This window comes from Paenibacillus lacisediminis, assembly GCF_046567315.2.
This window is the reverse complement of sequence record NZ_JBKIAX020000004.1, coordinates 217,086-237,059: the sequence shown is the minus strand read 5'-3', so window position 1 is coordinate 237,059 and position 19,974 is coordinate 217,086. Positions and strand designations below refer to the sequence as shown.

The window sequence follows — 19,974 nt, the reverse complement described above, 5'->3', positions numbered from 1 at the left end:
ATCCTTGCTAGCTTTGCCGCTGCCAGGGCGATAAGGAAAAGTTAAAATTGGGTCGGCTAAAGCTGCCAAGCCTTGGCTTTGAGGAGTATAATCATGGGAGAAACTTTAGAGCGGCGAAAGCGAAAGGAGAGAGGACGGTGCGGATCGAATGGTGGCTCGTCCGTCACGGATTAACCGAGTGGAACGTACAGCATCGGTACCAGGGGCATAGCGACCTTGCGCTTCTACCCGGGGAAGCGTCCGAGCTTGAACCGCTGCGCCGGGAATTGGCGGGGGTAAACTTCTCTGCCGTGTACGCGAGCGACCTGCTTCGCTGCCGGCAGACGCTGGACTACGCCCGTCCGGATCTGGCGGAACGCTGCGTGGCCGATTGCCGTTTGCGGGAAATGGATTTCGGGGCATGGGAAGGCCGGACGTACGAGCTGCTAAAGGACGATGCCTTGTACAGGGCCTGGATTGACGATCCGCAGCGAGTCACGCCGCCGGGCGGCGAGTCGTGGCAGGTGTTTCGGGCGCGGGTTGAGGCTGTGTGCCAGGAGCTGGCGGCATATTCGCGGGCTTTGGCCGCGGGTGGACGGAGCCGCAGGGAAGACACCGGAGAGATGCGGGAAAGCGCAGTGAGGACACGACTAGACGCCAAGGTGATGCTTGAGAACGCTAAGGTGATGCGTGAGAACTCCACGGTGATACGTGATAAGATGATGTCTGAGAATGTCACGATGATGCCTGAGAACGCCGAAACGATGGGGGAAACGGCCGAGGCGATGCAGGAAAATGTAAAGGCTTCGGGAGAGCATACTGAGGTCGCAAGGGAAATGGCCGAGACATTGTGGAAACGTACCGAGGCGATGAGCGAACATGTTGATGTGAGGCTTGAGGCAAGACATGTTGATGTGGGGTTTGAGGCAAGCAAGGTTCTCCCGCAGAACTCCCGAACGGTACGGCTGCTGATCGTCACCCACGGTGGGGTCATCTCGTTGTTGTCGGCGATGCTGGAGCCTAGGGTCGGCTTTTGGGATACCCGGCTGCCCCCGGGTGGGATCAAGCGGCTTTATTGGGAACAATGATTCTAGCGACGGGATTTAACGAAGTGTCCTGCAACGTTCTGATTGGAAATATCCAATGGAATTAGAAATCTAATTGCAAAGTTACGGTTTGATTGGATATTTCCAATAGAACTGGAAATCTAATGGTAAATACGGTGGTTTGATTGGATTTTTTCCAATAGATCAGGTTCGGCAGGGTGCAAAATGGACGGTTTGAGCGAATTCTATTGGATATTTTCCAATGAGAGCTCCCAATGTTAGGCGATTTCCGTCAATCTATTGGATTTTTCCAATGAGAGATGGGGAACGGCGCTGGCGCAGGGGAGCTTTGGCGTCCGGTACGCGATAATTATGGTGGGGGAGACTGATCCCCGCTACTACATACATCACTTGAAAAGAAAGGCGGGATCGGTTTGGCCGTGCCGAATATGAACTTTAAGCTTGGGGTGCTGGATATGGTTCCAAAGCTGCCGGGCCATAGCGCCGAGGAGGCTTTGGCGCAGGCCGTGCTGTTGGCGCGGCGGGCGGAAGAATGGGGATACGTGCGCTATTGGACATCGGAGCACCACGACATGGAAATGCTGGCGAGCGCTTCTCCCGAGGTGCTGCTGTCCCATATCGGGGCGCGGACAAGCCGAATTCGGCTCGGCTCGGGCGGCGTGCTGCTGCCGCACTACAGTCCGCTGAAGGTGGCGGAGTGCTTTCGGCTGCTGGCCGCTCTCTATCCGGGCAGGATCGACCTCGGCATCGGCCGGGCGCCTGGGGGAGAAGCGCATGCTGTCATGGCGCTTAGCGGCAACTTTTTGGAGCGGGTGGCCCGTTACCGCCAGTTGGCTGGCGACCTTGCCGCCCTGCTCCAGGACGAGTACCGCTATGAGGAGCATCCCGTAACGGCCCGGCCGCTTCCGCAAACGCCGCCCGAGCTTTGGATGCTGGGCACAAACGTCAAAAGCGCCCGCTTTGCCGCCGAGCTCGGCACGGGGTACGTGTTCGGCCGCTTTATGAGCGAAACCGACGGCATCGAAACGCTGAAAGCGTACCGGGAAGCTTTTCGTCCATCGGTTTTTCAAGCGGTGCCTAGAGCGATCCTCGCGGTGAGCGTGATTTGCGGCGAAACCCGGGAGGAGGCCGAGGGAATGGCCGCGAGCGTGGAAGCGGCATATCGTGCCCGCGGCGGCTCCCCCTTCAGCGGATTTGCCGGAACGGCCGGGCAAGTAAGAGAGCAGTTGGCGGAGATGCGGCGGCAATACGGGAACGAGGAATTTTTGATCGTGACGCCAATTCCCGATTACGAGAAGCGGCTGCGGTCTTACCGGCTGCTTGCGACATAGGTGCGGTCTGTCTAAGCTCTCCGTTGAAGGCAGTACTTATTGCCTCCGCATGCTCCTTTGGGAGGATGGCGGCTTGAGCGAATCAAATGCAAAAGTGCATTTCAACTCACTATAAACTTCTATTTTTGAGCGATCGAAATGCAAAAGTGCATCTGATTTGGGGCTCTCGGATCAAAAAGTATCTTTTGCCTGAAAATGAAATGAACTTTTGCAGTTGAACCGCCTATTTCGGGGAATTTCGACGAAATTCGCATGCACTTTTGCATTTCGCGAGATGTGGCGTCGTCCACAGATTAGCACGTCACACGGGTTAGCGTGTTCTCTCAGGTTAGCGTGTCTCTTAGGTTAGCGTGTCTCTTAGGTTAGCGTGTCTCTCAGGTTAGCGTGTCTCTTAGGTTAGCATATCTCCCGGGTTGTCATATCTCCCGGGTTGTCATGTCTCCCGGTTTAGCATGTCCCTCAGATTGGCATGCCTCTCTCATATTGGTATAACGCCGGATTGACATCCCCTTGGGCTGGCATTACCCTCATGAAGGATAAACCAGCTCTGGAAGTTGTCAGATTTTTTAATTCACACTTGACGGGTAAGAATAATTGGTTTAATATGGTGGAAAATCGTTCATAGCTCATTATCTTAGCGCTAAGAGAAGTCTAAGATGTGCCTTGGACTGCAGCCGATTGGACCGCCAAAGGCTTCCGGAGGTTCCCCTATTGAGGGGAGCTTTCGGAGGCTTTTTATTTTTGCCGAAGGAGGTGATACCCATATCCGGTTGTCATGCGGAGTGGGAACTGCTGGAGGAAGCCGACTGGCTGTTCCGCAAAATGGTCAGGCGGTTTGTGAAGGAAAGGGACAAAGTAGAAGTTGAAGGGATTGCGCTTCCCGGACTGCTGGTCATGCAAAAAATGATCCGGGAAGGGCCGCAGCGGCTCGGCGATTTGGCGGAGGAGCTCGATTTCACCTCCGGCGCCGTGACGGGGCTGTGCGACAAGCTGGAGCAAAAAGGGTTCGCCCGGCGGGTCCGCCAGACGCTCGACCGGAGGACGGTATGGCTGGATATAACGGAGCAGGGCAGGGAGATGATGGCCCGCAACCGCAATATCGGCGCGGCGTGCATCACGCTGCTGTTCAATGGCTTCCACGCAGAGGAGCTAAAGCAAATGGCCGGCCTCTTCCAAAAGCTGACCGGGAATCTGGAGCATTTCTCCGGTACGCTGAACGCGCTGGCTGAGAGTAATGCCGGACAAAAGCCGGGCGAAGGCGACCAGCGTTCGGGCCAGAGCAGATTTTTATCTTATTAAAGGAGTGGAGAACATGGGGCATCCGACGATTTACCCGACAGGGGCAACGATTTACAAGCCGGAGAAAGCTTATAGCGGCTACACGATTTATCAGGCGGCCGACCAAGGCGCGTTGCTGATCGATATGAACGGGAGGGAAATCCGGTTGTGGCAAGGACTTCGCGGTTTTCCCAACAAACTGCTGCCCGGAGGCTACGTGCTTGGAAGCACGGCCGAACGCGATCCGCAGCACGGGTTCCAGGACGAGGCCGATCTCGTTCAGGTCGATTGGGACGGCAATATCGTCTGGCGCTTCAACCGTCACGAATGGATCGAAGATCCCGGGCATGAGCCGCAATGGATGGCGAGAGCCCATCACGACTATCAGCGGGCCGGCAGCCCTGTAGGTTATTTTGCGCCGGGACTCGAGCCCCGAACACTGGAGGGCAATACGCTGATTTTGGTCCACAAAAATGTACGCAATCCGAAAATTTCCGATAAATTGCTGTTGGACGATTCCATCATTGAGGTCGATTGGGAAGGCAACATCGTTTGGGAATGGAACTGCCATGAGCATTTTGATGAGCTCGGTTTCGACGGCGCGGCGAAAAAAGTGCTGCGCGAAGAGCCGAATACCCGCTTTTTCGGCAATGAGGCCGGGGATTGGATGCACATCAACTCGGTGTCGGCGCTGGGACCAAACCGCCATTACGACGCGGGCGACGAGCGCTTCCATCCCGATAACATCATTTGGGACGCCCGGGAAAGCAACATCATCGCGATCATCGACAAAAAAAGCGGAAACCTCGTCTGGAAGCTGGGACCGGACTATTCGGCGCCCGAGGTGAAACATCTGGAGTGGATCATCGGCCAGCATCACGCCCATTTGATCCCGCGCGGCCTGCCCGGCGAAGGTAATCTGCTCGTATTCGACAACGGCGGCTGGGGGGGTTACGGGCTGCCGAATCCGGCGTCGCCGACCGGTCAGAAAAACGCTGTCCGCGACCACTCGCGCGTACTGGAAATCGATCCGGTCACTCTAGAGATCGTCTGGCAGTATACGCCGACGGAAGCCGGATTTCAGGCGCCGCTCGACGCCTACCGCTTCTACAGCCCGTACATCAGCTCCGCCCAGCGCCTGCCGAACGGCAACACGCTGATAACGGAAGGCGCGGACGGGAGGATTTTCGAGGTGACGCGGGAGCATGAGCTCGTATGGGAATATATTTCCCCGTACAAAAACAAGCGGAACTCCAACATGGTCTACCGCGCCTACCGCGTACCTTACGCTTGGGTGCCGCAGCTTTCACATCCTGAGGAGCGGGCGATCGAGCCGCTTGATGTGGCCAGCTTCCGGGTGCCCGGCGCCGCGGCGAAGGGTACGGATTCGGTCGTTACCGTAGAAGGGACCGTCTCCTACGGCGAAGGCGCGCTTTGCGTCGCCCGGATTGATGAACGGCCGCGCACGCCTGCGGCTCCGTCTTAACGGGAACCCATATAGAAGAAAGGAGCGAACACGTATGACAACATTCCCCAAAACGAAGGCAAAAACGGTGCTGAGCTTGATTTGGCTGCTTGCGTCCTTGCTGCTCGTCTTAAGCGGCTGCGGTTCGGTGAAGGAGGGTTCCCAGGCAGCGGTGCAGGCTGCAGGCACCGGGAGCGGCGGGGTGCAAAACCGGCAGGAGCAAGCCCCCGTTACCTTGAATATCGCCGACATTTCCACCAATCCGGTGCTGCGCACGGCGGTAAGCAAAGGTTTTTTTGAAAAAAACGGCATTGAAGTGAAGCTGGTCACCTTCGCCACGCCGGCGGAAGGCATCAACTCGCTGTTCATCAAGCAGGCGGACATCGCCTGGGGCGCCGATTTTCCGATTTTGAATGCCGTGAGTAAAGGGGAGTTTGCGATCATCGCCTCGACCGGCACCTCGACCGAACAAAACGCAAAACAGTGGAAGCTGTTCGTGCGGGACGAAATCGGCAAACCGGAGGATTTGCAAGGGAAGAAGCTTAGCTTTTTGCGCGGGACTTTTCTCTCCTATTTATGGGACGAATATTTGGCCGAACACGGCCTTGCCTTGGATGACGTTAAGCTCATCGGGCAGGGCGGCTCGGACGAAGCGTATATTGCTTTGAAAAAAGGTGAGGTGGACGCGGTCTGGGTCAGCGGCGCGGCGCTGACCGCGAAGTTCGAGGCCGCCGAAGGGGTCCGACAGCTGACCGACATGTCGCAGACAAAGGTGCGGATCGGTAGCCAAATCGTAGCGCCGGAAGCGCTGATTCGCGAGCAGCCGGAGGCGGTGGCGAATTTCCTGCGCGCCCTCGATGAAGCCTCGCGGTTCGTCAAGGAAAATCCGGAGGAGGTCGCGGATATTTTGTATAAAGAAGTCAAACAGCCGAGGGAGTCTACGCTTAAGGATCTGGAAGTGCTCAATTGGAACGTCGATTTTACGGAGGCCGCATACGACAGTTTGACAAGGCAAAAAAAATACATGGTCGAGAACGGAATTATCGAAAAAGATTTTGAACTGAAGGATAAAATCAAGCTGGATTTTCTGCGCGAGGTTTTACCGGACCGCGTATCGATCACACCGTAATAAGGAGGGAAGGGCATGTCCGTGTCAATGGTTGCGCAGAACCGCACGATTACGATCGCGGGGCTGGGCAAAAGCTATGGCGATCAGCGTCCGGCGGGGAGCGGGGAGGTTCATTACATTATCAAAGATGTCGATCTGGTCGTCAGAGGCGGCGAGTTTTTTATCCTGCTGGGGCCTAGCGGCTGCGGCAAATCGACTTTGCTGAACATGATTGCCGGCTTCATCTCCAAAACGAGCGGCAGTCTGCGGGTTGGCGGTGCGGATGTCGATCGGCCCGGGCGGGATCGGGCGGTCGTGTTTCAGCAGGCCGATTCCTCGCTGTTTCCTTGGCTGACCGTACGCCAGAACGTCGAATTCGGTCTGAAGATGAAGAAAGTGCCAAAGCAAGAGCGCCGTATCGTGTCCGGCCGTTTTTTGGAGCTCGTCGGGCTGGCCGGCCACGGGGACAAATTTCCGAAGGAGCTGTCCGGCGGCATGAAGCAGCGGGTTCAACTGGCCCGCGTACTGGCCAATGATCCGGAAATTTTGCTCATGGATGAACCGTTCGGGGCTTTGGACGCTATGACCCGCCGGACGATGCAGAAGGAGTTGGTGCGCATTTGGCGGCAGACGAACAAAACGGTCGTCTTCGTAACGCACGATATTCAGGAAGCGATCCTGCTTGGGGAACGGGTTGGGATTATGTCTTCGGGCCCGTCCTCCAATATTTCGCAGATTTACGAGATTCCGCTCGCCTATCCGCGCGACGTGTCCGCGGCGGAATTTTACGAGCATTACCGGCGGATTCAAGCTCATTTTGACGAATAGAAGGGGCGAACCTTATGACTAGGCTGAAAAATAAATGGGCCGGCCTGCTCCTCTTGTGGTTGTTCATCCTGGCCGCCTGGCAAGGCGGCGCCTGGCTTTACGGCCCTGAGGTGGTGCCCGGTCCGGCGGATACGGCGGCGGGAGCGCTGGAGCTGCTGCGGGACGGCTCGCTGCCGAAATATATCGGGATCAGCTTTTACCGGGTGTTCAGCGGCTGGACGTTGGGGAGCCTGATCGCCATTCCGCTCGGGATTGTCATCGGCAAGGTGGATTTTATCCGCCGTTTCGCCGAACCGCTGCTGAACTTCATCCGTTTTATTCCGCCGATCGCCTTTATCACGCTGTTTCTCGTCTGGTTCGGCATCGGCGAGCAGTCGAAGATCGCGCTGATTTTGTACGCGACGCTGTTTATCGTCATCATGAACACGCTGACGGGGGTGTTGGCGGTGGAGGAGGACAAAATCCGCGCGGCCCGCAGCATGGGCGCTTCGGAGTGGCAAATCATCCGGCACGTAATCGTGCCGGCGACCGCGCCTTATATTTTCACCGGCGTCAGGTTGGCGATGGGCACCTCGTATATGGCGATCGTCGGGGCGGAGATGATCGCGGCGAACGAAGGCGTCGGTTACCTGATCTGGAACTCCCGGCTGTTCTTCCGTACCGACTGGATTTTTGTCGGTTTGCTCAGCCTGGGGTTGATGGGATTTGCCACCGACCGGCTGTTCGGATGGTTTGGCCGCAAGGTGCTGTGGCGGTACGGAGTGATCGGCACAGCGGCGGCCGGAAAAAGATAAGCCAACACCGTTTAACCGGGACGGCGTTTTTCAAAATTGCAGGGTTCCGAGGGGACAGTTCAGAAATAACGGCAAATAAAGGTCTTATTTTTTCCAGAAAAGGGTGTTTAGCAAAATAGAGGATTTTTTTGTCTTTATTTTTGTTATATGGCGTCAAATGGGCGATATTCCCAGCTTAATCCCTGAATAACGACCTAAATTACCGCTATTTTGCGTAAAAGGGGGAAAATCTCAAAATAAGGCCATAAATTGTCTCTATTTCCGCCAGAGGCTTGCTTTACTTATCAAAGGGACCGCCGGAACGAATTCCTTCGACCTTCGGCGGTCTTAATCATTGACAAGAACAAATGTTCGCAATATAATGGCTGTCAAAAGGGAGGCCATAACGTATGGATGTGTATGACAAGCTGACCATTTTGACAGACTCGGCCAAATATGACGTATCCTGTTCGTCCAGCGGGGCAGAGCGCGGGAGCGGCGGGGGCAGCGGAGGCAGCTCGCTGGGAAACGCCGTCAGCTCGGGGATCTGCCACAGCTTTGCCGCGGACGGACGATGCATTTCACTGCTGAAGGTACTGATGACGAATAGTTGCATTTATGATTGCAAATATTGCGTGAATCGCCGCTCCAACGACACGCGCCGGGCTATGTTTACCCCGGAGGAGCTGGCGGAGCTCACGATAAATTTTTATCGCCGCAATTACATTGAAGGGTTGTTTCTCAGCTCCGGCATCATGCGGAATCCGGACTACACGACGGAACAGTTGATCCGGGTGCTGGAGCTGCTGCGCCGGAATTACCAGTTCGGCGGTTATATCCACGTGAAGGCGATTCCCGGCGCCGATCCGGCGCTGATTTCCCGGTTGGGCCTGCTGGCTGACCGGATGAGCGTGAACATCGAATTGCCTTCGCAGGACAGCCTGCACCAGTTGGCCCCGGACAAAAGCAAGGAAGCGATCCTTAAGCCGATGACCGCGATTCGCCAGGGCATTCGGGAGAACAGCACCGATCTCGTCAAATACCGCCACGCCCCCCGGTTTGTTCCGGGCGGCCAAAGCACCCAGATGATCGTAGGCGCCACGCCGGACAGCGATTTTAGGATCTTAACCTTAACGGAGGCGCTGTACAGGAAATATGAGCTGAAACGGGTATATTACTCGGCGTATACCCCGGTCGCGGAGCATTCGCTGCTGCCTTCGCTCGAAAGCAAGCCTCCGTTATTGCGGGAGCACCGCCTGTACCAGGCCGATTGGCTGCTGCGCTTCTACGGTTTTGAAGCGAAGGAACTGCTGGATGAGCACACCCCGAATTTCAATTTGTTTATGGACCCGAAATGCCATTGGGCGGTCAATCATATCGACCGGTTCCCCGTGGAGATCAACAAGGCCCCTTATGAAGAGCTGCTGCGTGTACCCGGTATCGGCGTCCGCAGCGCCAAGCGGATCGTGGCCGCGCGCAGAGCGGCGCGGCTGGATTTTCCCGGCTTAAAGAAGCTGGGCGTCGTGCTGAAACGGGCTCAATATTTTATCATCTGCTCGGGCCGGCGGCTTGAGGGGTTGAAAGTGAACGAAAGCACAATCCTTAGATCGCTGCTGTCCCGCAAAGAAATCGACATGTTTCTGCCCAAGCCGAAGGTGGAACAGCTGTCGCTGTTTTCGGACGAGGAGCTGGCGGGGAAAACCGGGAAGGAGCTAAGCCCATGGCTGCTTGGATAAGCGATGCGGCTTACGCCTACGACGGAAGCTTTGACGGTTTGCTGAGCTGCGTGTTTGAGAGCTATGCGCGGAAGGAGGATTTGGTCGACCTGCGTTCCGACGCTGATCCGCAGTATACTCTGTTTGTAACCCGCTGGGTGGAAACCTGTCCGGAGAAGGCTAACCGGGTGTACACGGCCATCGGGCAAAAAATATGTCCGGCCGCCCAAGAGCTTGTCCGCCGCGGTTTTCTTACCTGCGATCCGCAGAAAGATCTGCTTATTTATCGGTTCCTGCGGCTTGGCTTTAAGCATGGGCGGGCAGCGATGGATATGCTGACGGAGAACACGGTGCACCGATTGCGCAAGGCGGTGCGGCATTTGAACACGGAGAGTCATGCTTTGATGGGCTTCGTGCGCTTCGGTGTATGGCGAGGCGCTGGTTTCTGTCATTGAGCCAAAGAACCGGGTGCTGCCGCTGCTGGCCGGGCATTTTTGCGACCGCTACCGGAGGGAGTCCTTTATGATCTACGACAAAACCCATAGACAAGCGCTCATCCACCGGCCGGAGGAAGCGGGAGCCGGGAAAGCGGAGATCGTGGACGTCGACGAGTTGATTTTGCCTGAAGCGGGGGAGCAGGAACTAGCGTACCGCCGCCTCTGGAAGCAGTTCTACGAAACGGTGGCGATCCGGGAGAGGATTAATCCTCGGGCGCAGATGTCCCATATGCCCAAGCGCTACTGGGGGCAATTGACCGAGATGCAGGGAGCGCGCGGACACGGACACCGCACCGACTCTCCAGAGCCGAAGCGCCTGCAGTAAGCGCCTGGATATGCCTTGGCATCGTCCGATATCCAGCGGTTCTGGTACAATGGACGGGAAGGTATTTTAGAGGGGAAGTTGGCAGAGTGGATTTGAATCAAACGCCTTTCCGGTATATCTATCCTTTTGCGTGCCATGAGAATGAGCGGGAGCTATGCCATATGGAGCTTCGCGCCCTGTTTGGCCAAGAGCCCGGGGCATTTGCATTGATAGACAGCCGTTTACGGATTGAACCGAACCGGAGTCCGTTTGTTTCCATGCGGGTGGACGTTTTGCATGCCGCCGGAACGCTGGAAGAAATTATCACCTGGGTGGCGGAGGAGGAGTTGGAGCTGGATGGGCGTACCTTTAAGGTGCTGTATCTCAAAAACGGTTTGAAACGGACTTATGAGCAGCAGCGTGAATTGGAGCGGCAGATAGGCGGAAGGATCCGCGGCAAGGCCGACATGAGGCAGCCGGATATAACATTTGGACTGCTGTCGTTGGACGATGGCTGGATGTTCGGCATTTGCCGGCCGGCCGACCCGGTCTGGCAGCGGCATAAGCATAAGCCGCAAAATTACTCCACCGGCCTCACCGCCGTAGTGGCCCGGGCGCTCGTCAACATCGCTGTGCCCGATCCGCATGGGATTCGGGCGATCGATCCGTGCTGCGGCATGGGCAATGTGCTGATCGAAGCGCTGTCGATGGACATCGATATCATTGGCCGGGACATCAATCCGCTGGCCGTTCGCGGGGCAAGGGTCAACTTGCGCCATTTCGGTTACGATGATGCGGACTTGGTGGCTATCGGCGACTTGAACGATATTAACGAGGCGTTTGATGCGGCGATCGTCGATATGCCTTATAATTTATGCTCTGTTCTTTCCGCCTCCGAGCGCAGTCTCATGCTTGCCAGCGTAAGGCGGATCAGCAAGCGGGCAGTGATCGTTTCTTCCGAGCCGCTGGAGTCAGAGATTGAAGCCGCAGGCCTGAAAATCATGGACTCCTGCTCCGTCAGCAAAGGAGCTTTTGTCCGTCATGTGTGGTTGACTGCACAGCAGCCGGTATAGCGTTGTAACAAAATTGTAGTTTTCACTTATTAGCTTCGGTTTTACAAAAAGCTGCACCGTTCAGGGTGCAGCTTTTTTGGTCTGTTCATTTTGCCGCTTATTCGTTAACTTGAAAGTACAATCTACAAATCATGATACATTACATCACTTGAATTGTGCAATGAAAACGATTAATTTCTGAAACTTTTCAGGAACTTGCGAGAAAAGGAGAGGAGACTTAGTGTTTTATGTAATGTATTGTGACATTAAATGCAAAATGAACGGCAAACAAGGAGTGATGGCATGGAGACAGAAGTGATCATTCAAAATCCGCTGGGGATTCATTCCCGCCCGGCGGGGGCGGTCATGAAAATGGCGGCGTTGTTCCCTTGCGACATAAGATTGATCAAAGACGAAAGGGAAGCAAATGGCAAAAGCATCGTCAGCATATTGGCTTTGGAAATGAATTACGGAGACAAGGTTGTGCTGAAGACGTCCGGGGAACGGGAGGAAGAGGCGCTGCGGAAAATCGAAGCCCTGTTATCCGCCGTTTTCGAATAACGCTGCATTTAAGGGGGTGAAATTCATGGCTCTCGTCACTCGATCCCGCGCGCTGCTCAAAAAGATCCTTTACGCTCCCGGACCGCTGCGCATCAAGGATTTTGCGGCTGAATTCGGAGTCAGCGAGCGTACGATCAAATACGATGTCGGCAGCATCCGGATGTGGCTCGTTGACCAGGGGATGGAGCTTAAATCCAAGCCCAGCCGGGGTATATGGATTGAATGCACGGAGGAAAAGCGGAAGAAGCTGCTGGAGCAACTGGGCCACGGCGGAGACGAGGTGTTTCTGAGCCAAAGCGAACGAATCAGCTCGATCACCTTGGATCTGCTGCTGGCGGACGATTGCCTGACCATCGGCCGCCTTGCGGAGAAAAACGCGGTCAGCCGCAATACAGCGTTGGCCGATCTTGCGGTCATCGAGCCGTTTTTGGCCGATTGGAGCCTGCGGATTAAACGATCCGCTTCAGGCATCCAAGTCACCGGAGCGGAAAAGCAGAGATGGTTTGTCCTGGAGAAAGTCATCCTGGATTTACTGGACGGGAACGATATGTTCCGGATTGTGGCCGCCGTGGCCGAGGCGAGAAAACCAACCTACTATTTTAATCAGGTGCTGAAAAGTTTTTTGGACTCCGTGGACCACTTGGACCTGGTGTTTGTCACCGTCGGCTCGCTGGTCAAAGAAACGGAGCGGGAACTAGGCGTCCTGCTTTCCGATCAGTGCATTATCGGCGTGTTTATCCGTTTGTGCATTATCATTTTGCGCCGCAGCCATGGCTGGCATGGCCGGGAACAAGGAGTTTTTGATTTTCCCGGTACGCTGGAGGGGGATAAAGGGATTTTCGCCGTGTTTCGCAAGCGACTGATCAAGCTCGGCGAGGAGACGGGAACCCGGTTTCCCGAAGCCGACATCTGGTTCGTCTGTTTGCAGGCGCTAGCGATGATTTCCGCCGCTCCGGACAACCAGCATTTTGCCAGGGAACTGCTGCCCGACTTTTTTTCCATTACCCGGCGCATGATCCGGGAGGTTGGCAAGGGGCTTAATCTCCCCTTTTCGGAATATCCCGATCTGTTTACCGACCTGCTGGCCCATATCTCCAACAAGCTGACGGAATACAGCTACGGGGTGATCGAACCGAACCCGATGCTCCATGAAATCAGGCGTGCCTACCGCGTGATGTTCGACCAGGTGAAGGCGGCCGGCATCAAGGTGTTCGGGGTGTACCGCATTTATCTTACGGATGGTGATGTGGCCTTTATGACATTGCATTTTCAAAATGCCTATGAGCGGATGCGCGGACAGCGCAAGGTGAACGCATTGGTCGTATGCGGTACAGGACGGGGCACCAGCAGGCTGCTTAAGACGGTCATCGAGAGCAATTTGAAAAATGTCAGCGTAGGCGGTACCTGCTCTGTTATGGAACTTCATAAAATGCTGCGGCAGGGCGGCCATGATATGGTGATCAGCGTTTTGCCGGTGAACGTGCCGGTCCCGTCGGTATTGGTGAGCGCGATTCCGGGGGAAGCGGACTTCAAAAGCATTCAGGAGCAGGCAAAGAAAATTTTGCAAGGGGAGCGGATGGGTCAAGACTCTGGCCTAGGAGTTAAAGCGCGCAAGACAGACTCTGTGCCGGTACGGCTGCAGATGGATGACCCCTATACGGTCCAGGCATGGTTTCAAAACCTTGTTTTCCAAGGCTTTGAGCTGAGCAGGCAGATCGTAAGCGGCGCCGGCGGTCATTTCGCGGCGGAGCGGGTCGAAGCGCTGACACTGCATTGCATATTTTTGATGCAGCGCACCGCTTTCGGTATCCAATACCGGGAGGAGAACTCCAGGGCGGCCCGTTTGGAGGGGGAACAACCGCTAAGGAACCGCTTGTTGGACATTTTGCAGGAGCGGCAAATCGAAGTTACGGAAAGTGAACTGCAAGCGATTTTGAAATATTTGGAATGAGGAGAATATCCATGTGCACCATTGACGATACACTAGTGGCGATTCAGGCGAAAATAACGGCTGAAGCCCATGAGCTGCAAGAAGTGCGGCGGCTGCTCGGCGAATTGCGCGGCAAAGCGGGCCGGGACGGATTGGACATCGGCAGCCAGAAGGAACTGATCATCGGCATTCATTTGCTGGCATTTATCCGCAGATTGGCATGCGGGGAGCATCTTCCCGATATTTCCGAGGAAATGTTTCTGGAAATCAGCCCTGCCTCGGCGGCTTTAAGCAAGGAGCTACTGTCCCTCTGCGAATTGCCGCCGGGAAGAGAGCTAGACCGGGCGGAGGTTTTTTATCTGGCCGTTCATTTTGAAGCCGTAAGGCAGCAGACCTAAAAAGCTGACTTTTTGAACAACCGATTCAATGAAGGTTAAAAAGTCAGGTTTTCAGCACCTAAAAATAAGGGGGAAACGCGGATGAGCAAAACGGTCAAGGTCGTGATCGGCGACCGGTTGGGAAAAGGGCAAAACGTAGCGAAGGGAGTGGAAGCCGCCGGGGGGATCGCCATTTTAATTCCGGGAATTGGAGCGGACATGAAGCTCGGGGACGTAATGCATCGGGAGAACGCCGATTTCGGCATTTCCTTTTGCGGCAGCGGCGGCGCGGGAGCGGTGACGGCCAATACCAAATATCAATATCCGATGGAGTTCGGCCTCAGGTCGGTTGAGGCGGGAGTCACGGCGATTCAGCAAGGAAAAAAGGTGCTTGGCTTCGGGTTTATGGATGTGGAAGAGCTGGGCAGGCGTTTGACGGAAGCTTATCTGAAGAAAAACGGAGGTTGAGGCATGTACAAGGAAATGGAGCGTACGTTTACGATTACCGGTTCGGGTGAGACGAAGCAAGCGGCCTTTCAACAAGCGCTGCTAAGGATGAGGGAAGGCATTGTCAGGGAAACGCCGGATGTTCTTCTGCAAATCGAGCCGTTGGATTTTGAGGTAGTGTCCGCTGTTCAGCATACATATACGGAAAAATTCCTCGGCTTCCTTTTTGCGCGTATCCGCACTAGCTACGAAGTCAAGGCCAACATCACGGTGAGATTGCGGCTGGTGGAATTGGCGAACCTTGAGTTCAGCGAACGGGTCCGGCAGCCTTCCCGGGTCCGGCGTATTTTGCGCATGAGGTAACCTTCTCGGTGCTGAAAACCTGACTTTTTGAACTCGCATTATTAAAGGAGGGAACAGGGATGGAAACCTTGGAAATTATTTTGAAGTCCATTATCCTCGGCTTGCTGGTCGGCTTTGGCGTAGGCGCCGGAGCAGCGCGAATGTTTCACGCCCCCAAGGTTCAGGGGATGGGCGCCTTCCGGACGTTTGGGGAACTGAATGCGTGTGAAGGCGACCCGGTGGCTCATTTTTCGTTCGGGCTCGGTTTTCTGTTTAACGCGTGGGCTTCCGTGGTGGGAGCCGGGGGCTTGACGCAGGACGTCGATCACCGGATTATTCCGAACTGGGCGGCGGCGGCGCTAATGATTCGCAATAAAAGTGTCGAGGAGACGCTGCACAATCCGCGCAAAATGGCCTGGGCCGGCGCATTTGTCGGCGCTTCTGTGGTCACGCTGCTGAATTCGACGGCGGCGGCCGTCCCCGCAGCTTTGCAGGCGATCGCCACACAGGTGCTGGTACCGGCGGCGAATTGGCTGATCAATCCGATCATGCCGATCGTGTTCTGGACGGCGGCGATGGATGCGGGCAAACGAACCGGCGTCTGGTCGACCGTACTCGGCGGCTTATCCCATCTGGTGATGGGCAATGCCGTTCCCGGCATTGTGCTGGGAATTCTGATCGGCAAAGGTGTTGACGACGGCGGATGGAACCGGATTACAAAAACGCTGGTTACGGCGGTGGTGCTTTTGTTTGTGCTGAGCGGCTTCTTCCGTGGTTTTGATGTTTCTTTGCTGCATAGCGTCCATGTGGCCGTACCGCAGTGGCTGATTGATCTGCACGCATTTTTTGGATCCGAGGTGAAATAGGATGGAAAATCATAACGAACTAAAAGCAGGCTTTTGGTATTCGGAATGGGCGTTTCCGCTGTTCGTCGCTTTTTTGTCTTCCGGCATTTTTGCCGGGACGCATATGTATTACGTTTATCATGTCGGTGCATTTAATGATATTGCGATCATCGCCCTGCTCGAAGCAGGCATCAACGGCGGGAGCTTCGGCGCCGCGGCGGCGTTTGGCGCGAGCTTTCTGTTTGCCCGCATTCTGGAAGGACCGCTTGTCGGTATTTTGGATATCGGGGGTGCATTGCAAACGGGGCTGGGGATAGGCATCCCCGCGCTGATGCTGGGGGCGGGGATCACGGCCCCAATCACTTCGTTTCCGCTGGCGCTGCTTACCGGGGCGGTACTTGGGTTTTTGGTTGGCGGCATGATCATTTTGATTCGCAAATACACGATTAACGCCTCCAACTCCACCTTCGGGGCGGACATCATGATGGGGGCGGGGAACGCGGCCGGCCGCTATCTGGGGCCGCTGATCATCATCTCGGCGGTGATGGCTTCGATTCCGGTGGGCATTGGCGCAACCCTTGGCGGCGCGGCTTTTTACGCGTTTAAAAAACCGATTGCCGGCGGCGCCATCATCGGCGCGATGGTGTTCGGCGCTTTGTTCCCGCTAACTCCGCAATAAACGGCGTAAAAAACGGCCCGCTCCGTCATCCACGGAACAGGCCGTTATTTCATAAATCTATGTGAAAAGGAATACGTATCCGTCCTAAACGAATTCCTTTTATTTTTAAAGGATTAGTTGCCGCCTTGCGGCACGGCCAAGCCGAGGCCTTCGGCAACGCGTGTTCCGTACTCTGGATCGGCTTTGTAGAAGTGTTCGATTTGCCGCAGCTTGATCTCGTCTTTTTCCACCGGTTTCATGGCGCTTACGATGTTTTCGACCAGACGGGTACGTTCCTCTTCGCTCAGCAGGCGGTACAGGTCGCCGGCTTGCGTATAGTGGTCATCATGGTCGTAGGCGACGCTGTCGGCATATCCCGTCACTTCGAACGGGGAAGTTTTCTGCTGCGGAGATTCCGTCGGGCCGCCGTAGCTGTTGGGCTCATAGTAAACGGAGGCTCCGCCGTTGCCGTCCCCGCGCATGAAGCCGTCGCGCTGATTGTTGTTCACTTCGGCGATCGGACGGTTGATCGGCAGCGTGTTATGGTTTGCGCCAACGCGGTAACGATGCGCGTCAGAGTAGGCAAATAAGCGGCCTTGCAGCATTTTGTCCGGTGAAGCCTCGATGCCTGGGACGAAGTTGCCCGGCGAGAACGTCGCTTGCTCAACTTCGGCAAAATAGTTCTCCGGATTCCGGTTCAGCGTCATTACGCCTACTTCGATCAGCGGGTAATCTTTTTGGGACCACACTTTGGTCACGTCGAACGGATCGAAGCGGTACGTTTGCGCATCTTCAAGCGGCATGATTTGCACGTACAGCGTCCAGCTCGGCATGTTGCCTTGATCGATCGCGTTGAAAAGATCCTCGGTATGGTAGTCCGGATTTTCTCCCGCCAATTTTTCGGCTAGTTTGACATCGAGGTTTTGGATGCCTTGATTCGTTTTGAAATGATATTTCACCCACACTGCTTCGCCCTCCGCGTTTACCCATTTAAAAGTGTGGCTGCCGTAACCGTGCATATGACGGTATGTAGCCGGGATACCGCGGTCCGAGAACAAAATCGTCACTTGATGCAGCGATTCCGGCGACAAAGACCAGAAATCCCACACGGCGTTCGGGTTTTTCAGGTGCGTTTGCGGGTGGCGTTTTTGCGTGTGAATGAAGTCCGGGAACTTGATCGCATCGCGAATAAAGAACACCGGCGTATTGTTTCCGACCAGGTCGTAGTTGCCTTCCTCGGTGTAGAACTTCACGGCGAATCCGCGCGGGTCGCGGACGGTATCCGCGGAGCCCGACTCGCCGGCCACCGTCGAAAAGCGGATAAACATCGGGGTTTGCTTCCCGACTTCGGACAGAAAAGCTGCCTTGGTGTATTTGGAGACGTCGTTCGTCACTTCAAATACCCCGTGGGCCCCGGCGCCTTTGGCGTGAACGACGCGCTCGGGCACGCGTTCCCGGTTGAAATGGGCCAGCTTCTCCAGCAAATGGACATCCTGGATCAAGACGGGGCCACGCCGACCGGCCGTAATCGAGTTTTGATTGTCTCCCACCGGAGCGCCTGAGCTGGTGGTTAACCGATTTTTATCATTAGTCATTTAATCACCTCTAGTAAATATGAATTATTCAAATCGTATCGTTTTGATAACTTAACTTTACCGGGACCGGGGAGCTTTGTCATGAAGGCGCGATGAATCGATGATGAAATATGCATGAAGGTTGGATAAAGATTGTAACTCAACATTCGCAGAGCAAAAATCAGCTTGAGTCCTTGAGCTGAAAGTTTTAAAAAATTAAGAAAGGCGGCTGTCAAAATAGAAAAGCACCGCTTCGTTTGATAAAGCGAGAGTGACGAGCTTCTACGATCAGACAGAAGAGGTGTCTTTCATTGTTATAGACATCAGCCCGACCTAAATCAACTGCCAAGGGCGTTGAAAGCTTGAGGATAGGGAAGACCGGTGGGTTGGGCGGTAGATCAACACTCACTGTTGTCCGGACGCTTTGCACGATTATCCCGTTTGATCAGGGTAGCAGAGAAACAGACAAGCTCGGGAGAAGAAAAATTTGGTGGAGAAGCAGATAGGTTCGAGATAATTTGGACGGGCTTAGAAGAAGGAATCAGGTTTAGGGGAGGTGAAACAGAACGGACAAGAGTCAAGACAGGAGATCAAGGACAAGACGCGAGGGAAACGAAAAGACCGTGATTTTGCTGTAGCCTGAACCCTTCCATTTGCAGCAACGCCCGCACCGTTCATGCTAGCTCGCACCAATCAAGTTGATCCGCATTAAGCTAACCCCTTACTCATTAAGTTGATCTTCGTCAAACTCCCCCCACCGTTCCAGCGTCTCGATCAGGCCGCAGCCGCAAGGGGTTGGTTCGGTTGGCGGGCGATCAGCTGGTAGTAAGGGATCGCTGGAATCGCCACACACATGCGCAGCAACTTCTGCCGCATCGTTTCTTTCGCTCCGGGCAGGTGCAGCCGGCGGCGTCCGGTATATTCGTTTAGGTACGCCTGCAGATGCTTCAGTCCCAAGGCTATATATGTACTCTTCAGCGATTCCCACGCCTCTCTCACCACTTTCCGCAAGGGCGCATACAGTCGATAGGCTAGAGGGAACGACTGTACTGCCGATGTACGGACATCCACATGCCCGTTGATGAACGCGGCGAGTTCGTGACGGTTTGCCCTTTTCCCGTCTCCTCTCTTATGCGGCACCAGGCAGATTTTGACCTGCTCCGGCTCACCCGACTCCGTGACCGTGCATCCCGCTATGACCGCCGAGGCATATGGATGCGAAAGCTGACACCGGGACGGATCGCGCCCGTACAGATCGCTGTTTACTTTCACGTCTCCGCAGAGCAGTTCCCGGGCATCGAATTCCCCGACGGCATGGCGTATTTTGTGCAGCATCAACCAGGCGGTCTTGTAGGTGACCTCGATCACCTGGCTCAGTCGCATCGCCGAGATGCCGCCCTCAAGCAGGAATAAATCCAACGCTTTGAACCACTTGGGCAGGGGTAAATGCGTTCGTTCAAAAATCGTGCCGACCAAAGCCGATGTTTGATGCTTGCACTTTCCGCACTCGAACAAGGGGATATGCCTGGAGGTCAGACGGCTGCACCGGGGGTGAGCGCAGCGCGGGCAGATGAAGCCGTTTGGCCACTTCATCGCGATCAGCGCTTCCATGCAAGCCTGCTCGCTGTTAAAACGCTTGCTGAATGATTGAAGTTCCGTTCCAGTATTGACCTCCATATTCGCTCGCCCCCGAATCAATAATTTACGTACGTACGTTCGATTTATTTCATTATACCAAACATACGTTCTCTTATCAAGCCGAAAATCTCACCTGAACCGCCTCATTTTTTCCCTATCACATTTTCTACTCTCTTTTTTTGGAACCCTTTGCTCTAGCCCCCCC

At 55.1% G+C, this 19,974-nt stretch carries 20 protein-coding genes; 18 read left to right on the top strand and 2 right to left on the bottom strand.

Going from position 1 to position 19,974, the window contains the following annotated elements; genetic code table 11:
- Positions 1-137 precede the first annotated feature (137 nt).
- The 18 genes from ACLD72_RS09870 to ACLD72_RS09785 all read left to right on the top strand — a co-directional run bounded on the left by ACLD72_RS09870 (position 138) and on the right by ACLD72_RS09785 (position 16,578).
- A complete protein-coding gene (locus ACLD72_RS09870) occupies positions 138-1,067 on the top strand; it encodes a histidine phosphatase family protein (RefSeq protein WP_411003701.1) in 930 nt (309 codons plus the stop codon).
- A gap of 407 nt (positions 1,068-1,474) precedes the next feature.
- A complete protein-coding gene (locus ACLD72_RS09865; protein ID WP_411003717.1) occupies positions 1,475-2,377 on the top strand; it encodes an LLM class flavin-dependent oxidoreductase in 903 nt (300 codons plus the stop codon).
- A gap of 822 nt (positions 2,378-3,199) precedes the next feature.
- Positions 3,200-3,676, top strand: a complete 477-nt coding sequence (locus ACLD72_RS09860) for a MarR family winged helix-turn-helix transcriptional regulator (protein WP_411003716.1) — start codon at positions 3,200-3,202, stop codon at positions 3,674-3,676.
- A gap of 13 nt (positions 3,677-3,689) precedes the next feature.
- Complete coding sequence (locus ACLD72_RS09855) at positions 3,690-5,141, top strand: aryl-sulfate sulfotransferase (RefSeq protein WP_411003700.1); 1,452 nt, start codon at positions 3,690-3,692, stop codon at positions 5,139-5,141.
- A gap of 34 nt (positions 5,142-5,175) precedes the next feature.
- Positions 5,176-6,249 (top strand): ABC transporter substrate-binding protein, encoded by a 1,074-nt coding sequence (locus ACLD72_RS09850; RefSeq protein WP_458475728.1) that lies wholly within the window; start codon positions 5,176-5,178, stop codon positions 6,247-6,249.
- A 15-nt stretch (positions 6,250-6,264) separates the two neighbouring features.
- Positions 6,265-7,056 (top strand): ABC transporter ATP-binding protein, encoded by a 792-nt coding sequence (locus tag ACLD72_RS09845; RefSeq protein ID WP_411003699.1) that lies wholly within the window; start codon positions 6,265-6,267, stop codon positions 7,054-7,056.
- Positions 7,057-7,070: 14 nt separating this feature from the next.
- The gene (locus ACLD72_RS09840; protein WP_411003698.1) at positions 7,071-7,850 is read left to right on the top strand and encodes an ABC transporter permease; all 780 of its coding nucleotides are present in this window, start codon (positions 7,071-7,073) and stop codon (positions 7,848-7,850) included.
- A gap of 389 nt (positions 7,851-8,239) precedes the next feature.
- A complete protein-coding gene (locus ACLD72_RS09835; RefSeq protein WP_411003697.1) occupies positions 8,240-9,565 on the top strand; it encodes a putative DNA modification/repair radical SAM protein in 1,326 nt (441 codons plus the stop codon).
- Positions 9,550-9,999 carry a DUF4130 domain-containing protein gene (locus ACLD72_RS09830; RefSeq protein ID WP_411003696.1) on the top strand — a complete coding sequence of 150 codons (450 nt, stop codon included), beginning with the start codon at positions 9,550-9,552 and terminating at the stop codon, positions 9,997-9,999. Before ACLD72_RS09835 ends, ACLD72_RS09830 begins: the two co-directional genes overlap by 16 nt.
- A complete protein-coding gene (locus ACLD72_RS09825; RefSeq protein ID WP_411003695.1) occupies positions 9,968-10,366 on the top strand; it encodes a TIGR03915 family putative DNA repair protein in 399 nt (132 codons plus the stop codon). Before ACLD72_RS09830 ends, ACLD72_RS09825 begins: the two co-directional genes overlap by 32 nt.
- Before the next feature lie 86 nt (positions 10,367-10,452).
- Complete coding sequence (locus ACLD72_RS09820) at positions 10,453-11,418, top strand: TRM11 family SAM-dependent methyltransferase (protein WP_458475727.1); 966 nt, start codon at positions 10,453-10,455, stop codon at positions 11,416-11,418.
- 282 nt (positions 11,419-11,700) lie between these two features.
- Entirely contained in the window at positions 11,701-11,958 is a 258-nt protein-coding gene (locus ACLD72_RS09815) for an HPr family phosphocarrier protein (RefSeq protein WP_251590342.1), read from the top strand.
- A gap of 25 nt (positions 11,959-11,983) precedes the next feature.
- A complete protein-coding gene (locus ACLD72_RS09810) occupies positions 11,984-13,909 on the top strand; it encodes a BglG family transcription antiterminator (protein WP_411003693.1) in 1,926 nt (641 codons plus the stop codon).
- A gap of 11 nt (positions 13,910-13,920) precedes the next feature.
- Entirely contained in the window at positions 13,921-14,286 is a 366-nt protein-coding gene (locus ACLD72_RS09805; RefSeq protein WP_411003692.1) for a hypothetical protein, read from the top strand.
- 81 nt (positions 14,287-14,367) lie between these two features.
- Positions 14,368-14,733, top strand: a complete 366-nt coding sequence (locus tag ACLD72_RS09800; protein ID WP_251590323.1) for a glycine-rich SFCGS family protein — start codon at positions 14,368-14,370, stop codon at positions 14,731-14,733.
- Positions 14,734-14,736: 3 nt separating this feature from the next.
- Positions 14,737-15,075, top strand: a complete 339-nt coding sequence (locus ACLD72_RS09795) for a DUF4312 family protein (RefSeq protein ID WP_251590321.1) — start codon at positions 14,737-14,739, stop codon at positions 15,073-15,075.
- 59 nt (positions 15,076-15,134) lie between these two features.
- A complete protein-coding gene (locus ACLD72_RS09790) occupies positions 15,135-15,920 on the top strand; it encodes a DUF4311 domain-containing protein (RefSeq protein WP_411003691.1) in 786 nt (261 codons plus the stop codon).
- 1 nt (position 15,921) lies between these two features.
- Positions 15,922-16,578 carry a DUF4310 family protein gene (locus ACLD72_RS09785; protein WP_411003690.1) on the top strand — a complete coding sequence of 219 codons (657 nt, stop codon included), beginning with the start codon at positions 15,922-15,924 and terminating at the stop codon, positions 16,576-16,578.
- A gap of 113 nt (positions 16,579-16,691) precedes the next feature.
- Here ACLD72_RS09785 and katA read toward each other — a convergent pair whose 3' ends face one another.
- Entirely contained in the window at positions 16,692-18,152 is a 1,461-nt protein-coding gene (gene katA, locus ACLD72_RS09780; protein WP_411003689.1) for a catalase KatA, read from the bottom strand.
- A gap of 753 nt (positions 18,153-18,905) precedes the next feature.
- Positions 18,906-19,808, bottom strand: coding sequence for a transposase (locus ACLD72_RS09775; RefSeq protein WP_458475726.1), 903 nt, complete (start codon positions 19,806-19,808; stop codon positions 18,906-18,908).
- Positions 19,809-19,974: the final 166 nt, after the last annotated feature.

Coding starts and splice junctions, on each gene's coding strand:
- ACLD72_RS09830 (WP_411003696.1), top strand. CDS start 9,550: ATGGCTGCTTGGATAAGCGATGCGGCTTACGCCTACGACGGAAGCTTT.
- ACLD72_RS09775 (WP_458475726.1), bottom strand. CDS start 19,808: ATGGAGGTCAATACTGGAACGGAACTTCAATCATTCAGCAAGCGTTTT.
- ACLD72_RS09785 (WP_411003690.1), top strand. CDS start 15,922: ATGGAAAATCATAACGAACTAAAAGCAGGCTTTTGGTATTCGGAATGG.
- katA (WP_411003689.1), bottom strand. CDS start 18,152: ATGACTAATGATAAAAATCGGTTAACCACCAGCTCAGGCGCTCCGGTG.
- ACLD72_RS09795 (WP_251590321.1), top strand. CDS start 14,737: ATGTACAAGGAAATGGAGCGTACGTTTACGATTACCGGTTCGGGTGAG.
- ACLD72_RS09855 (WP_411003700.1), top strand. CDS start 3,690: ATGGGGCATCCGACGATTTACCCGACAGGGGCAACGATTTACAAGCCG.
- ACLD72_RS09805 (WP_411003692.1), top strand. CDS start 13,921: ATGTGCACCATTGACGATACACTAGTGGCGATTCAGGCGAAAATAACG.
- ACLD72_RS09850 (WP_458475728.1), top strand. CDS start 5,176: ATGACAACATTCCCCAAAACGAAGGCAAAAACGGTGCTGAGCTTGATT.
- ACLD72_RS09845 (WP_411003699.1), top strand. CDS start 6,265: ATGTCCGTGTCAATGGTTGCGCAGAACCGCACGATTACGATCGCGGGG.
- ACLD72_RS09835 (WP_411003697.1), top strand. CDS start 8,240: ATGGATGTGTATGACAAGCTGACCATTTTGACAGACTCGGCCAAATAT.
- ACLD72_RS09865 (WP_411003717.1), top strand. CDS start 1,475: ATGAACTTTAAGCTTGGGGTGCTGGATATGGTTCCAAAGCTGCCGGGC.
- ACLD72_RS09840 (WP_411003698.1), top strand. CDS start 7,071: ATGACTAGGCTGAAAAATAAATGGGCCGGCCTGCTCCTCTTGTGGTTG.
- ACLD72_RS09815 (WP_251590342.1), top strand. CDS start 11,701: ATGGAGACAGAAGTGATCATTCAAAATCCGCTGGGGATTCATTCCCGC.
- ACLD72_RS09790 (WP_411003691.1), top strand. CDS start 15,135: ATGGAAACCTTGGAAATTATTTTGAAGTCCATTATCCTCGGCTTGCTG.
- ACLD72_RS09800 (WP_251590323.1), top strand. CDS start 14,368: ATGAGCAAAACGGTCAAGGTCGTGATCGGCGACCGGTTGGGAAAAGGG.
- ACLD72_RS09810 (WP_411003693.1), top strand. CDS start 11,984: ATGGCTCTCGTCACTCGATCCCGCGCGCTGCTCAAAAAGATCCTTTAC.
- ACLD72_RS09860 (WP_411003716.1), top strand. CDS start 3,200: ATGGTCAGGCGGTTTGTGAAGGAAAGGGACAAAGTAGAAGTTGAAGGG.